This window comes from Streptomyces sp. BE20 (assembly GCF_036322525.1).
GTDB lineage: Bacteria > Actinomycetota > Actinomycetes > Streptomycetales > Streptomycetaceae > Kitasatospora.
Genome location: NZ_JAQYWW010000147.1, coordinates 1 through 15,881, shown reverse-complemented (window position 1 = coordinate 15,881; position 15,881 = coordinate 1). Strand labels below are relative to the sequence as shown.

Below are 15,881 nucleotides of genomic sequence, written 5' to 3'. Positions count from 1 at the left end.
GGGTTTCCGGCTGTTCGCGGAGGTGTCGGGGCACCCGGTGCTCACCGTGGCGCTGGAGCAGTGCGCGCCCGACGCGGGGGTGTGGGGGACGCTGCGCCGGGGCGAGGACGGCCCGGCCGGGCAGATCCGCGCGCTCGGCGAGGCGTGGGTCCGCGGCGCCGAGGTCGACTGGCGGGCCTGGCCCACCGACGGCCGCCGCCTGCCCGACCTGCCGACCTACCCCTTCCAGCGGCAGCACTACTGGCTCGCCTCCGAGCCCGGCACGGGCGACCTCGCCGGGGCCGGCCTGGACGGCACCGGTCACCCGCTGCTCGCGGCGGCCGTCCGGCTGCCCGACTCCGACACCGTCGTCTTCACCGGGCACCTCTCCCGGCGCACCCAGCCCTGGCTCGTCGACCACGACGTGCTCGGCACCGTCCTGGTCCCCGGCGCGGCCCTGGTCGAACTGGTCCTCGCCGCCGGAGAGTTCACCGACGCCCCGGTCGTCGAGGAGCTCCTGCTCCAGGCGCCGCTGGCGCTGCCCGAGGGCGGCGGGGCGGACCTGCGCGTCACCGTCGCCGCGACCGGGCGGGAGGGCGGGGGCCGCACGGTCACCGTCCACTCCCGCCCCGACGGGGAACACCCCTGGACGACCCACGCCACCGGCACCCTCCGCCCGGCCGGCTCGGCACCGGTGCCGCCGCCGGCGGACCTGCCGTGGCCGCCGCGCGACGCCGAGCCGGTCGACGCCGAGACCCTCTACGCCGCGCTGGCGGACACCGGCCTGGTCTACGGTCCCGTGTTCCGGGGCCTGCGCCAGGTGTGGCGCCGCGACGGCGAGATCCTTGCCGAGGTCGCCCTCGGCACCGGGGGCGACGCCGACTCCGGCGGCTTCGGTCTCCACCCGGCGCTGTTCGACGCCTGCCTGCACGCACTGGCCGCCGGTGGTCTGGTGCCCGGCGAGGACGGCGCGGCCCGGCTGCCGTTCGCCTTCAACGGCGTCCGCCTGCACGCCGTCGGTGCCCGCTCCCTGCGGGTCCGGCTCACTGCGGGCGAGGGAGCCGAGACGGTCCGGCTGCACGCCGCCGACGAGGCGGGGCTCCCCGTCCTCGACGTCGACGCGCTCGCGGTCCGGCCGGTCACGGCCGACCGGACCGGCGCCGCACCCGGCGCCCCGCTCTACACGCTGGACTGGACGGACGCCGGCGTGCCGGCGGGCGCGGCGGGCGCGCTGCCCACGATCACGCTCGGCGACGCGCTCCCCGCCGACCCCGGCGAGGTCCTGGTGCTGGACTGCACCGCGACCGCCCCCGCCCCGGGCGCCGACCCCGCGACCACCGCCGACCCGGGCGCCGCCCCGGACGCCGACGCGGTGCGCAGCCGCACCGGACAGCTGCTGGAGACCCTCCAGCGGTTCCTCGGCGACGAACGCCGGTCCGACACCCACCTGGTCGTGCACACCGACGGCGCGATCGCCGCGGACCCCGGGGACGCCGTGCCCGGACTGCTCTCGGCGGCCGTCTGGGGGCTGGTCCGCTCTGCACAGAACGAGCACCCCGGCCGCCTCACCGTCGTCGACGCCCCGACCGCGGACCGGATCCCGGACGTGCTCGCGGCCGGACACCCCCAGGCGGCGGTGCGCGGCGACCGGATCGTGGTGCCCCGGATCGTCCGGCACGCCGGACCGGACGGCGAACTCCCCGACCTGACCGCCGGCACGGTGGTGGTCACCGGCGCCACCGGCACGCTCGGCCGCCTGATCGCCCGTCACCTGGTCGCCGTCCACGGGGTCCGCGACCTGCTGCTGCTGTCCCGCTCCGGCGGCAGCCTCGACCTCGACGGTGCGCAGGTGCGCGCGGTCGCCTGCGACGTCACCGACCGGGCGGCCGTCGAGGCCGCGCTGAGCGGCGTGCCGGTCACCGCCGTCGTCCACACCGCCGGGGTGCTCGACGACGGGCTGCTGGCCGACCTCACCCCCGACCGCCTGGACGCCGTCCTGCGCCCCAAGACGGACGCCGTCCGCAACCTGCACGAGGCCACGGCCGGCCGGCCGCTCGCCGCGTTCGTGCTGTTCTCCTCGGCCGCCGGCGTCCTCGGCAACGCCGGGCAGGCCAACTACGCCGCCGCCAACACGTTCACCGACGCGTTCGCGGCCTTCCGGCGGGCCCGGGGCCTGCCGGCGACCTCGCTGGCCTGGGGCCTGTGGGACACCGACGAGGGCATGGCCGGCAACCTCACCGGCGCCGACCGGCGCCGGCTGCGGCGCGGCGGCATCCTGCCGCTGGAGGTCGGGCAGGGCCTGGCGCTGTTCGACGCGGCCCTGCGCGCCGACACCGCGCTGGCCGTGCCGGTCGCGCTGAGCCTGCCCGCGCTGCGGACCACCGCCGAGGGCGGGCTGCTCCCGCCCGTCCTGTCCGGGCTGGTCCGGACCGGCCCGCGCCGGGCCGCCACCGCCGACGGCCCGGGCACGTTCGCCCGGCGGCTCGCCGGTCTGCCCGAGGCGGAACGCGAGCAGACCGCCACCGAACTGGTCCGCGGCACGATCGCCGCCGTCCTGGGGTTCGCCGCGGGCAGCGCGATCGACGGCAACCGGGCGCTGCGTGAACTGGGCTTCGACTCGCTGACCGCGGTCGAGCTGCGCAACCGCCTGCAGCCCGCCACCGGCCTGACGCTGCCGGCGACGCTCGCGTTCGACTACCCCAACGCCCGTGCCATCGCCCGCTACCTGCTCGACCGGGCGCTCGGTTCCGACCGGACGGCGGACGCGGCGCAGGAGCGGACCGGCCCGGTGCGCACCGACGAGCCGATCGCCGTCATCGGCATGGCCTGCCGCTTCCCCGGCGGGGTGCGCACCCCCGAGGACCTCTGGCAGCTGCTGCGCGACGGCGGCGACGCGATCTCCGGCTTCCCCACCGACCGTGGCTGGGACTTCGGCGGCTACCACTTCACCCGGCAGGGCGGATTCCTGCACGACGCCGGCGAGTTCGACGCCGGCCTGTTCGGCATCTCCCCGCGCGAGGCCCTCGCGATGGACCCGCAGCAGCGGCTGCTGCTGGAGACCTCGTGGGAGGCGTTCGAACGTGCCGGCCTCGACCCGACCGGGCTGCGCGGCTCCCGGACCGGCGTCTTCACCGGCCTGATGTACCACGACTACGGCACCGGCCTGTCGACGCTGCCCGAGGGCGTCGAGGGCTACCGCGCGACCGGTGTCTCCGGCAGTGTGGCGTCCGGCCGCGTCTCCTACGTCTTCGGTCTGGAGGGCCCGGCGCTCACCGTCGACACCGCCTGCTCCTCCTCGCTGGTCGCGCTGCACCTGGCCGCGGAGTCCCTGCGCCGGGGCGAGTGCGAACTCGCGCTGGCCGGCGGCGTCTCGGTGATGGCGAACCCCAGCACCTTCGTCGAGGTCGCCCGGCAGGGCGGTTCGGCCGCCGACGGCCGGTGCAAGCCGTTCTCCGCCGCCGCCGACGGGGCCACCTGGTCGGAGGGGGCGGGCGTGCTGCTGGTCGCGCGCCTCTCCGACGCCCTGCGCCTGGGCCACCCCGTGCTGGCGGTCGTCCGGGGCACGGCGGTCAACCAGGACGGCGCCTCGAACGGCCTGACCGCGCCCAACGGCCCCTCCCAGCAGCGGGTCATCCGGGCCGCGCTGGCCAACGCCGGTCTGACGCCGCAGGACGTCGACGCGGTCGAGGCGCACGGCACCGGCACCCGGCTGGGCGACCCGATCGAGGCCCAGGCCCTGCTGGCCACGTACGGCCAGGACCGCGACGGCGACGCGCCGCTCTGGCTCGGCTCGGTGAAGTCCAACCTCGGCCACACCCAGGCCGCCGCCGGCGTCGCCGGACTGATCAAGATGATCCTCTCGCTCGACCGCGGGCTGCTGCCCCGAAGCCTGCACATCGACGCCCCCTCCCCGCACATCGACTGGGAGTCCGGCGCCGTCGCGCTGCTGGACGCCGAGCGGTCCTGGCCCGAGACCGGCCGGCCGCGCCGCGCCGCCGTCTCGTCCTTCGGCATCAGCGGCACCAACGCCCACGTCGTGCTGGAGCAGGCGCCGTCCGTGCCGCCCGCGCCGGAGAACCCGGAGCTGCCGGTCGTCCCGCTGCTGCTCTCCGGCCGCGACCGGGGCGTGCCGGCCGCGCAGGCCCGCCGACTGGCCGCGTTCCTGCGCGAGCGGCCCGGCCTGCCGCTGACCGACGTCGCGCACACCCTCGCCGGCCGGGCCCGGCTGGAGCACCGCGCCGTCGCGCTGGACGGACCCGCGCTGGCCGCGCTGGCCGACGGGCGGCCCGCAGCCGGCGTCGTCGCCGGAGTGGCCGGGCCCCCCGGCGGCGTGGTCCTCGTCTTCCCCGGCCAGGGCGGCCAGTGGGAGGGCATGGCCGCGGGGCTGCTGGAGAGCTCCCCGGCCTTCGCCACCCGCCTGCGCGAGTGCGACGCCGCCCTCGGCGCCTACCTGGACTGGTCGGTGGAGGCGGTGCTCCGCCAGGAGGCGGGGACCCCGCCGCTCGGCCGGCTCGACGTCGTCCAGCCGGTGCTGTTCTCCGTGATGGTCTCGCTGGCGGCCTGGTGGGACGCGCACGGCGTCACCCCGGCGGCGGTCGTCGGGCACTCCCAGGGCGAGATCGCGGCGGCCTGCGTCGCCGGTGCGCTCACCCTCGCCGACGCGGCCAGGATCGTCGCGCTGCGCAGCCGGGAACTGATGGCGATCGCCGGCGCCGGCGCCATGCTCTCGGTCGCCGCGGCCGAGGCCGACGTGGCCGCCCGGATCGCCGAGTACGAGGACGGCCGGGGGCGGATCCGGCTGGAGATCGCCGCGGTGAACGGACCGGCCTCGGTGATCGTGGCCGGCGAGTCCGACGCGGTCGACGAGCTGGCCGCCCGCTACGAGGCGGAGGGCGTGCGGGCCCGCCGGGTCAAGTCCAGTGCCGCCGGCCACTCCGTCCAGGTCGAGGTCCTCCGTGACCGTGTGCTGGAGGGGCTCGCCCCGGTGCGCATCGGCGCCGGCCGGGTGCCCTGGTACTCGACCGTCCGGGCCGAGCCCATGACGCCCGAGGACGGCGCCGACTACTGGTACGACAACCTGCGGCAGCCGGTCCGGTTCGCCGCGACCGTGGGGCGCCTGCTCGCCGACGGCTACCGGCACTTCGTCGAGGTCAGCCCGCACCCGGTGCTCACCGCCAGCATCCAGGACGTCGCCGGTCCGGGCGAGGCGGCCGTGGCCGGCACACTCCGCCGTGACGAGGACGGTCCCGGCCGCCAGGTCCGGACCCTCGCCGAGGCGTGGGTGGCCGGCGTGCCGGTCGACTGGGCCGCGCTGCTCGCCGGAGGCCGCCGGGCGCCCGGGGTCCCCACCTACGCCTTCCAGCACCAGCGCTACTGGCTGGCCGACGAGCCCGGCGCGGCCGCCGACGACCCGGACGACGAGTTCTGGAACGCGGTCGAGACCGCCGACGCGGCGCTGCTCGGCAAGACCCTCGGCGTCGATCCCGGCGCCCTCACCCCCGTGCTGCCCGCGCTCGCCGGCTGGCGCCGCGGTCGCCAGGAGCGCTCGCAGCTGGACGCCTGGCGGTTCCGGATCGCGTTCAGGTCCCTGCCGGAGCCGGAGCCGGGCCGGCTGTCGGGCACCTGGCTGGTCCTCCACCCGGCCGACGTCGACCCCGGCGAGGTGACGGACCTGCTGGCCGCCGCCGGTGCCGAGGTCGAGCACAGCACGGCCGTCGACCGGGCGACCCTGGCCGCCGGGCCCTACCGGGGCGTCGTGTCGCTGCTGGCGCTCGGCGACGACGAGCGGGGGCTCCTCGACACGCTCGCGCTGTTCCGGGAGATCGGCGGCGTGGACACCGCGCTGTGGATCCTCACCCGGGGCGCGGTCGCCGCCGTCCCCGGCGACCCGGCGCCCCGGCTCGCCCCCGCGCAGGTCTGGGCGCTGGCCCGCACCTTCGCCCTGGAGCACCCGGAGACCTGGGGCGGTGTGCTCGACCTGCCCGCCACGCTGGACGCCCGCTCCGCGGGCCGGACGGCGGCCGTCCTCGCCGGCCTCGACGACGAGGACCAGGTGGCCGTCCGCACCGGCGGTGTGCTGGCCCGCCGCCTGCTGCCCGCGCCGGCCGACCCGGCCGCACCGCTGTGGGAGCCGCGCGGCACCGTGCTGATCACCGGGGGCACCGGCGCGCTCGGCGCGCACGTGGCCCGGTGGGCCGCCGGGTCCGGCGCCGACCACGTCGTGCTCACCAGCCGCCGGGGCGAGGCCGCCCCCGGCGCCGTGGACCTGCGCGAGGAGCTGACCGCGCTCGGCGCGCGGGTGACCGTCGCCGCCTGCGACACCGCCGACCGGACGCAGGTCGCCGAGCTGCTGGCCGGCCTGCCCGGGCCGGTCACCGCCCTGGTCCACGCCGCCGGCACGCTCAGCCCCGGCCTGCTCGCCGACGCGACCGCGGCCGAGCTGGCGGAGGTGAGCTCCGGCAAGGTCGAGGGCGCGGTCCACCTGCTCGACCTGCTCGACCCGGCGCACCTGGAGCAGGCGGTGCTGTTCTCGTCCAACTCCGGCGTCTGGGGCAGCGCCCGCCAGGGCACCTACGGCGCGGCCAACGCCGCCCTCGACGTGCTGGCCGAGCAGGCCCGCGAGCGTGGCCTGCCGGTCACGTCGGTGGCCTGGGGGCTGTGGGACGGCGGCGGGATGGCCGAGGCGACCGGAGGCGAGGAGTACATGCGCCGGCGCGGCTTCCGGGGCATGTCCCCCGAGGCCGCGATCACCGCGATGCGGCAGGCCGCCGGGGCGGGGGAGACCTTCCTCGCGGTCGCCGACGTCGACTGGTCGGTCTTCGCCCCGGCCTTCGGCTTCGCGAGGTCCCGCCCGCTGATCGCCGACCTGCCGGACGTCCGGGCCCTGCGGGCGACCGCCGAGGCCGCCCCGCCGGCCGACGCCGGTGCGGCGCTGCGCGAGCAGCTGGCCGCCGCACCCCCGCACGAGCACGAGCAGATCGCGCTCGACCTGGTGCGCGGCCACGCCGCCGCCGTCCTCGGGCACGACGGCCCGGACGCGGTCGAGGCCCGCCGCCCGTTCAAGGAGTTCGGGTTCGACTCGCTGACCGCGGTCGATCTGCGCAACCGGCTGACCGCCGCCACCGGCCTGTCCCTGCCGGCGACGCTGGTCTTCGACCGGCCGACCCCGGCGGCGGTGGCCGGACTGCTGCTGGAGGGCCTGGTGACGGGCGGCGGCGCGACCCCGGAGAGCGTGCTGGCCACCATCGACCGGCTGACCGAGGCGCTGACGGCCACCGCGGACGACACCGCGCTGCGCCTGCGGGTCGCCATGCGGCTGCGCGGTCTGCTCGCGGGCCTCGACGAGGACGCCGGCCCGGCGGAGGACGGCGCGGAGTCGGTGAGCGACCGGCTGGAGGCGGCCAGCGCCGACGAGGTCTTCCGGTTCATCGACGAGCTCGGCGTGTCGTAGCGCGGGCGTGCGGCGGGGCCTCCGGACGGGAAGCCGGGGGACGCCGCCGGACGTGTCACGGGCCGCGCCCCCCGGAACTCCGGGGGGCGCGGCCCGCGCGCGTCCGGGGTCGGGCCCGCACCCCGGCCCCCGGGTACCCCGGTCCCGGCAGGGGAGGGGTAGGGGTAGGCCCCCGCCCGGGAGGCGGCCTACGTTCGGGCCAGGCTGGCAGGAGTGCGGACACGCGCTTCGGCGGTCCCCCGCATCGCTTCCCCGCGCTCCGCGCGAACCGAACTTGGTGAGGCCTGAGTTGGTGGCTCAAGAGAAGCTCCTCGACTATCTCAAGCGGGTCACGGCGGATCTGCACCAGACCCGTGAGCGGCTCCACAAGGCTGAGTCCGCCGATCGGGAGCCGATCGCGATCGTGGCCATGAGCTGCCGCTACCCGGCCGGCGTCCGCAGCCCCGACGACCTGTGGCGGCTGGTGAACGCCGGCGCCGACGCCATCGGCCGCCCGCCCGCGGACCGCGGCTGGGACCTCGACGACGCCTACGACGAGGGCTCCGGGACCACCGACGGGCGGTCCTCCGAGGGCGGCTTCCTGGACGGCGCCGGCGAGTTCGACGCGGCGTTCTTCGACATCAGCCCGCGCGAGGCGCTGTCGATGGACCCGCAGCAGCGGCAGGTGCTCGAAGCGTCCTGGGAGGCCCTGGAGCGGGCGGGGGTGGACCCGACCACGCTGCGCGGCAGTCGTACCGGCGTGTTCATCGGCTCCAACACGCAGGACTACGTCCGGCTCATCGGCGGCAGCGTGCAGGCGGCCGAGGGCTTCCTGATCACCGGCACCACCGCGGCCGTCCTCTCCGGCCGGGTGTCCTACACGCTCGGCCTCGAAGGCCCCGCCGTCACGATCGACACCGCCTGCTCCTCGTCGCTGGTCGCCATCCACCTCGCCGCGCAGGCCCTGCGCGCCGACGAGTGCACGATGGCGCTGGCCGGCGGCGTGACCGTGATGGCCACCCCGGGCGCGTTCACCGAGTTCGGCCGCCAGCGCGGTCTGGCCGCCGACGGCCGCTGCAAGGCGTTCTCCGCCGAGGCCGACGGCATCGGGCTCTCCGAGGGCGTCGGCCTGCTGCTGCTGGAGCGGCTCTCCCGGGCCCGGCGGCTCGGCCACCCCGTCGTCGGCGTCATCCGGGGCAGCGCCGTCAACCAGGACGGTGCCAGCAACGGCATCGCCGCTCCCAACGGCCCCTCCCAGCAGCGTGTCATCCGGCAGGCGCTGGCCAACGCCGGGCTCTCGGTCGACGACGTCGACCTGATCGAGGCGCACGGCACCGGCACCCGGTTGGGCGACCCGATCGAGGCCCAGGCCGTGCTCGCCACCTACGGGCAGGACCGCACCGCCGGCCGCCCGGCCCGGCTGGGCTCGGTCAAGTCGAACATCGGCCACACCCAGGCCGCCGCGGGCGTCGCCGGTGTGATGAAGGCCGTGCTGGCGATGCGGCACGAGACCATGCCGAAGTCGCTGCACCTGGACGAGCCCAGCCCGCACGTCGACTGGGCGGCAGGCGACGTCGAACTGCTCACCGAGGCCCTCCCCTGGCCCCGCCGGGACACCCCCCGCCGGGCCGGTGTCTCCTCGTTCGGGGTCAGCGGCACCAACGTCCACATGATCATCGAGGAGCCGCCCGCGCCGACCGAGGCCGGGATCGACACGGGCGGCGCGGACGACACGGACGGCGCGGACGGGGCCGACGCGGCCGCGGAGCAGCCGGCCCCGGCCGGGTCGGCCCCGCTGCTGCCGGCCCCGGTGGTGCTGTCCGCCCGGGACGCCGACGCCCTGCGCGCGCAGGCCCGGCAGCTCTACACCTTCGTCGAGGACCGGCCCCGGGTGCGGATCGCCGACCTGGGCCACGCCCTGGCGACCGGCCGCGCCGCGCTGGAGCACCGCGCCGTGCTGCTCGCCGACGACCGGGAGTCGCTCCTGAGCGGCCTCGCCGCCCTCGCCGTCGGCGAGCCCGGCTCCGGCCTGGTCACCGGCGAGCCGGCCGAGGGCAAGCTCGCCTTCCTCTTCACCGGCCAGGGCGCCCAGCGGACCGCCATGGGCCGCCGGCTCGCCGAGCGGTTCCCCCGGTACGCGGAGGCGTTCGACACCGTCGCCGCCGCCCTCGACCGCCACCTCGTCCGGCAGCCCGGGGACCTCCCGCTGCGGGACGTCCTCGACAGCGACCTCCTGCACCGGACCGGCTACGCCCAGCCGGCGCTGTTCGCCGTCGAGGTCGCCCTGCTGGAGACCGTCCGCGGCCTCGGCCTGGAGCCCGAGATCGTCGCCGGCCACTCGGTCGGCGAGATCGCCGCCGCCCACGCCGCCGGCGTGCTCTCCCTGGACGACGCCGCCGCCCTGGTCGTCGCCCGCGGCCGGCTGATGCAGGCGCTGCCGTCCGGCGGCGCCATGCTCGCCGTCCGCGCCACCGAGGACGCCGTCCGGGAGGCCGGCCCCGACGACCTCGACATCGCCGCCGTCAACGGTCCGTCCGCCGTCGTGCTCTCCGGCCCCGAGGCCGCGGTCGACCGGTTCGCCGAGAAGGCCCGCGCCGCCGGCTGGAAGACCAGCAGGCTCAACACCAGCCACGCGTTCCACTCCCGGCTCATGGAGCCGATGCTCGCCGAGTTCGGCGCGGTGGTCCGCGGCCTCGACTTCGCCGAACCCACCCTCGCGGCGGTGTCCGCCGTGACCGGCCGCCCGGTCGCCGTCGGCCAGTGGAGCGACCCGCAGTACTGGGTCGACCAGGTGCGCAGCCCCGTCCGCTTCGCCGACGCCGTCCGGGCGCTGGACGCCCTGGGCGCCGGCCGCTACCTGGAACTCGGCCCCGACACCGTGCTGGCCGCGATGGCCGCGGAGACGCTGCCGGACGCCGGGGCGTGCGTCGCCGCGCTGCACCGGGACCGCGACGAGGTCACCGCGTTCCTCACCGCCCTGGCCAGGATCCACGCCGCGGGCTCCGCCGTGACCTGGTCGGCCCTGCACCCCGTGCGCCCCGCCGAGCCGCTCGACCTGCCCACCTACCCGTTCCGGCAGGAGCTGTACTGGCCCTCACCGGCCGACCTGGTCACCGTCGACGCCGCCGGACTGGGGCTGACCGCGACCGGACACCCGCTGCTCGGCGCGGTGCTGACCCTCGCCGACGGCGACGGCAGCGTCTTCACCGGGCGGATCGCCGTCCAGACCCACCCCTGGCTCGCCGACCACGCCGTGCTCGGCACCGCCGTCCTGCCCGGCACCGCGATGGTCGAACTGGCGCTGCGGGCCGGCGAACAGGTCGACACGCCGGTGCTGGAGGAACTCACCGTCCAGGCCGCGCTCACCGTCCCCGCGTCCGGGGGCGTCGCGCTGCAGGTCGTCACCGGCGCCGCCGACGAGAGCGGCCGGCGCACCGTCGGCGTCCACTCCCGCCGCGAGGACGCGCTGCCCGACGAGCCGTGGACGCTGCACGCCACCGGGTACCTCGCCCCCGCCGGCCCGCAGACCCCGCCGGACGACCTGGACGTCTGGCCGCCGGCCGGCGCCACCCGCCTGCCGGTCGACGGTTTCTACGAACGGCTGTCCGGCGCCGGCTTCGGCTACGGGCCGGCGTTCCAGGGCCTGACCGCCGCCTGGCGGCTCGGCGACGACGTCTACGCCGAGGTGACCCTGCCGGAGTCCGAGACCGGCCAGGCCGCCCGCTTCCAGCTCCACCCCGCCCTGCTGGACGCCGCGATGCACGGCGTGGCCCTCGCCGGGGCAGGCGCCGACGGCTCGGCCCGGATGGCGTTCGCCTTCACCGACCTCACCGTGCACGCCGTCGGCGCCACCGCCCTGCGCGTCCGGCTCACCCCGTCCGGCACCGACCGGGTCGCGCTCCTCGCCGCAGACGGCACCGGCGCCCCCGTCGTGACCATCGGCTCGATGGTCATGCGGCCGGTCGCCACCGGCCCGCTCGCGGTCGGGCCGCGCCAGGCACCCCGCTCGCTGTTCGGCGTCGACTGGGTCGAACGCCAGCTGGAGGAGACCCCGGCCCCGACCGGCTGGGCCGCCCTCGGAGCCGTCCGGGACACCGGCCTGCCGCTGGCCGGCCCGGACACCCCGGCCGACCCGCCGGCCGTCCTGCTGCTGGACTGCCCGCCCGGCCACGTCGACCACGACGACCCGGCCGGTCCGGCCGCCCGCGTCCGCACCGCCACCCGGCGGGTCCTGGCCGCGCTCCAGGAGTGGATCGGCGACGAGCGGTACGCCGGGACCACGCTGGTCGTCACCACCACCGGCGCCGTCGCCGGCGGCCCCGGCGAGGAGCCCACCGACCTCGCGCACGCCGCGGTCTGGGGCCTGGTCCGCTCCGCCCAGTCCGAGTACCCGGCCAGGATCGTCCTGGCCGACGTCGACGGCAGCGCGGCGTCCTGGGCCGCCCTTCCCGCCCTGGTCGCCGCCGGTGACGTCCCGCAGGCCCTGGTCCGGGGCGGCGCCGTCGCCGTGCCCCGGCTGGCCCGCATCCTGCCCGACCCGACGATGACGCCGCCCGACGCGCCCGCCTGGCGGCTGGAGAAGGCCGCCGGCGGCGACACCCTGGACCAGCTGCGGCTGGTCGCCTGCCCCGCGCCCGAGAGTCCGCTGGAGCCGGGCATGGTGCGGGTCGCCGTCCGCGCCGCCGGCCTGAACTTCCGCGACGTGCTGATCGCCCTCGGCGTCCACCCCAGCGACAACCCGCTCGACCTCGGCAGCGAGGGCGCCGGCGTCGTCCTGGAGGTCGGCCCGGACGGGCCGGACCTCGCCCCGGGCGACCGGGTCATGGGCGCGTTCGCCGGGGGCTTCGGCCCGGTCGCGGTCACCGACGGGCGGCTCCTGGCCCGGATCCCGTCCGACTGGACGTTCGCCGAGGCCGCCGCCGTGCCGATGGCCTACCTCACCGCCTACTACGCGCTGGTCGACCTGGCCGACGTGCAGCCCGGCGAGACCGTGCTGGTGCACGCCGGCGCCGGTGGCGTCGGCACCGCCGCGATCCAGATCGCCCGGCACCTCGGCGCCCGGGTCCTGGCCACCGCGAGCCCCGCCAAGTGGGACGCCCTGCGCGCCCTCGGCCTGCCCGACGAGGACATCGCCTCCTCCCGCACCACCGCGTTCGCCGCGGAGTTCGCCCGCGCCACCGGCGGCCGGGGCGCCGACGTCGTGCTCAACTCCCTGGCCAACGAGCTCATCGACGCGTCCCTGACCCTGCTGCCGGCCGGCGGCCGGTTCCTGGAGATGGGCAAGACCGACCTGCGCGACCCGGCCCGCCTCGCCGCCGACCACCCCGGCGTCCGCTACCGGCCGTTCGACCTCTTCGAGGCCGGCCCGGACCGGATCGGCGCGATGCTCACCGAGATCCTCGCGCTGTTCGACGCCGGCGAGCTGCGGCTGCCCCCGGTGCGCGCGTGGGACGTCCGGCAGGCCCGCGACGCGTTCCGCTTCGTCAGCCAGGCCAAGCACATCGGCAAGAACGTCCTGGTGATGCCCCGCCAGGCCCGCGAGAGCGGGACCACGGTCGTCACCGGCGCCACCGGCACGCTCGGCCGGCTGCTCGTCCGCCACCTCGTGCACACCCGGGGCGTCCGCGACCTGCTGCTGCTCAGCCGCAGCGGCACCGACGCGCCCGGCGCCGCCGACCTGTGGTCCGAGCTGACCGACGCCGGCGCGAGGGTCCGGCTGGTCCGCTGCGACGTCGCCGACCGCACCGACCTCGACCGGGTGCTCGACGGCGTGGACGTCCGTGCCGTCGTGCACGTCGCGGGCGTCCTGGACGACACCGTGCTCACCGCACTGACCCCCGACCGGCTCGACGCGGTGCTCCGCGCCAAGGTCGACGCGGTGGTCAACCTGCACGAGGCCACCGCCGGCGCCGACCTCGACGCGTTCGTCCTGTACTCCTCGGTCGCCGGCCTGTTCGGCACCCCGGGACAGGGCAACTACGCCGCCGCCAACGCGTACCTCGACGCCTTCGCCGCCGCCCGCCGCAGCCGCGGCCTGCCCGGCACCTCGCTCGCCTGGGGCGCCTGGGACACCGACGCCGGCATGGCCCAGAACCTGTCGGAGGTCGACCGCCGGCGGCTCAGCCGCGGCGGCATCGCACCGCTGGCGGTCCCCGAGGCCCTCGGCCTGTTCGACACCGCCCTCGACTCCGAGTATCCGCTGCTGGTGCCGATCCGGATCGACCACACCGTGCTGCGCGCCCGCCAGGGCGACGCCGGCCTGCCCCCGCTGCTGCGCGGCATGGTCCGCGAGAACGTCCGGCGCGCCGCCACCGGCGCCACCGCCGCCTCCCTGCTCCAGCGCCTCGCCGAGCTGGCCCCCGCCGACCAGGACCGGCTGCTCCTCGACCTGGTCCGCACCCAGGTCGCCGCGGTGCTCGGCCACGGCTCCGGTGACGCCGTCCCGGCCGGCCGGGCCTTCAGCGAGCTGGGCTTCGACTCGCTGACCGCCGTCGAGCTGCGCAACCGGCTCAACGCCGCCACCGCGCTGCGCCTGCCGGCGACGCTCACCTTCGACTACCCGACCCCGCAGGCGCTGGTCGCCTTCCTGCGCGGCGAACTGGTCGGCGCGCTGGCCGAGCAGGCCGTCCCGGCCGCTGCCGTCACGTCCCGTCCCGCCGGGACCGACCTCGACGACCCCGTCGTCATCGTCGGCCTGGGCTGCCGTCTCCCCGGCGGGGCGGACACCCCCGAGGCGTTCTGGCGGCTGCTCGCCGACAGCAGGGACGGCGTCTCCGGCTTCCCCGACGACCGCGGCTGGGATCTCGACTCGCTCTACCACCCCGACCCGGACCACCCCGGCACCTCCTACGTCGACGAGGGCGGGTTCCTCGCCGGGGCCGGCCGGTTCGACGCCGGGTTCTTCGGCATCAGCCCGCGCGAGGCCGTCACCATGGACCCGCAGCAGCGACTGATGCTGGAGACCTCCTGGGAGGCGCTGGAGCGCGCCGGCATCGACCCGACCGCGCTGCGCGGCAGCCGGACCGGCGTGTTCGCCGGCGTCCTCTACAGCGACTACGGCACGCTGCTGCGCCAGGCCAGCGCCGGAGCCGAGGGCTACGCCGGGGCGGCCAGCGCCGGCAGCCTGGTCTCCGGCCGGGTCTCCTACACCTTCGGGTTCGAGGGCCCGGCGATCACCGTCGACACCGCCTGCTCCTCCTCCCTGGTCGCCCTGCACCTCGCCGCCCAGGCGCTGCGCTCCGGCGAGTGCGACCTCGCCCTGGCCGGTGGCGTCACCGTCATGGCGACCCCGGGCGCCTTCGTCGAGTTCAGCCGACAGCGCGGCCTCGCCGCCGACGGCCGGTGCAAGGCCTTCGCCGCCGCCGGTGACGGCACCGGCTGGGGCGAGGGCGCGGGCGTCGTTCTGCTCGAACGGCTCTCCGACGCCCGCCGGGCCGGCCACCCGGTGCTCGCCGTGCTCCGCGGCAGCGCCGTCAACCAGGACGGTGCCAGCAACGGCATCACCGCGCCCAACGGCCCCTCCCAGCAACGCGTCATCCGCCAGGCCCTCGCCACCGCCGGGCTGACCCCCGCCGGGGTCGACGCGGTCGAGGCCCACGGCACCGGCACCTCACTCGGCGACCCGATCGAGGCCCAGGCCCTGCTGGCCACCTACGGCCAGGACCGGACCGGGGGCGTGCCGCTCTGGCTCGGTTCGGTCAAGTCGAACATCGGGCACACCCAGGCCGCGGCCGGCGTCGCCGGCGTCATCAAGATGGTGCTGGCCATGCACTACGGCGTGCTGCCCCGCACGCTGCACGTCGACCGACCCTCCCCCCAGGTCGATTGGGCGGCCGGAGCGGTGGAGCTGCTCGCCGAGGGCCGTCCCTGGCCGCGCGCCGCGCACCCGCGCCGGGCCGGGGTCTCCTCGTTCGGCATCAGCGGCACCAACGCCCACATCATCCTCGAAGAGGCCCCCGCCGCCCCGGCGGAGGAGCCGCAGGCCGGCCGCCCGCTGCCCGTCGTGCCGCTGGTGCTCTCCGGGCACGACGCCGCCGGCCTGGCCGGCCAGGCCGCCCGGATGCTGGACTTCCTCGACACGCGCCCCACCGCGCGGCTGCTGGACGTCGGCCACTCGCTGGCCGGCCGGGCGGCGCTGCCGCACCGGGCGGTGGTGCTGGCACGCACCGGCGACCAGACCGTGACGGAGCTGCTCGACCTCGCCGACGGCGTGCGGAGCGGAGGCGTCGCCGCCGAGGGCCGGCTGGCGGTGGTGTTCACCGGTCAGGGGTCGCAGCGGGTCGGCATGGGTCGCGGGTTGTACGACACCTTCCCGGTGTTCGCGACGGCCTATGACGAGGCGTGCGAGGCGCTGGGGCTGAGGCTGCACGGGCTGGACGCGGAGTCGCTGGACCGGACGGGTTCGGCGCAGCCGGCGATCTTCGCGGTGGAGGTGGCGCTGCTGGCGCTGGTCCGTTCGTGGGGTGTGACGCCG

Annotated in this window: 2 protein-coding genes; both read left to right on the top strand. The window is 77.3% G+C overall.

What is annotated here, in order from left to right:
* The first annotated feature begins 22 nt into the window (after positions 1-22).
* Positions 23-7,429: a type I polyketide synthase gene (locus tag PUR61_RS00755; RefSeq protein WP_329874539.1), complete on the top strand. Its 7,407-nt coding sequence runs from the start codon at positions 23-25 to the stop codon at positions 7,427-7,429.
* Between the two features lie 289 nt (positions 7,430-7,718).
* A partial coding sequence (locus PUR61_RS00750) for an SDR family NAD(P)-dependent oxidoreductase (RefSeq protein WP_443035095.1) occupies positions 7,719-15,881 on the top strand: 8,163 nt, incomplete at its 3' end.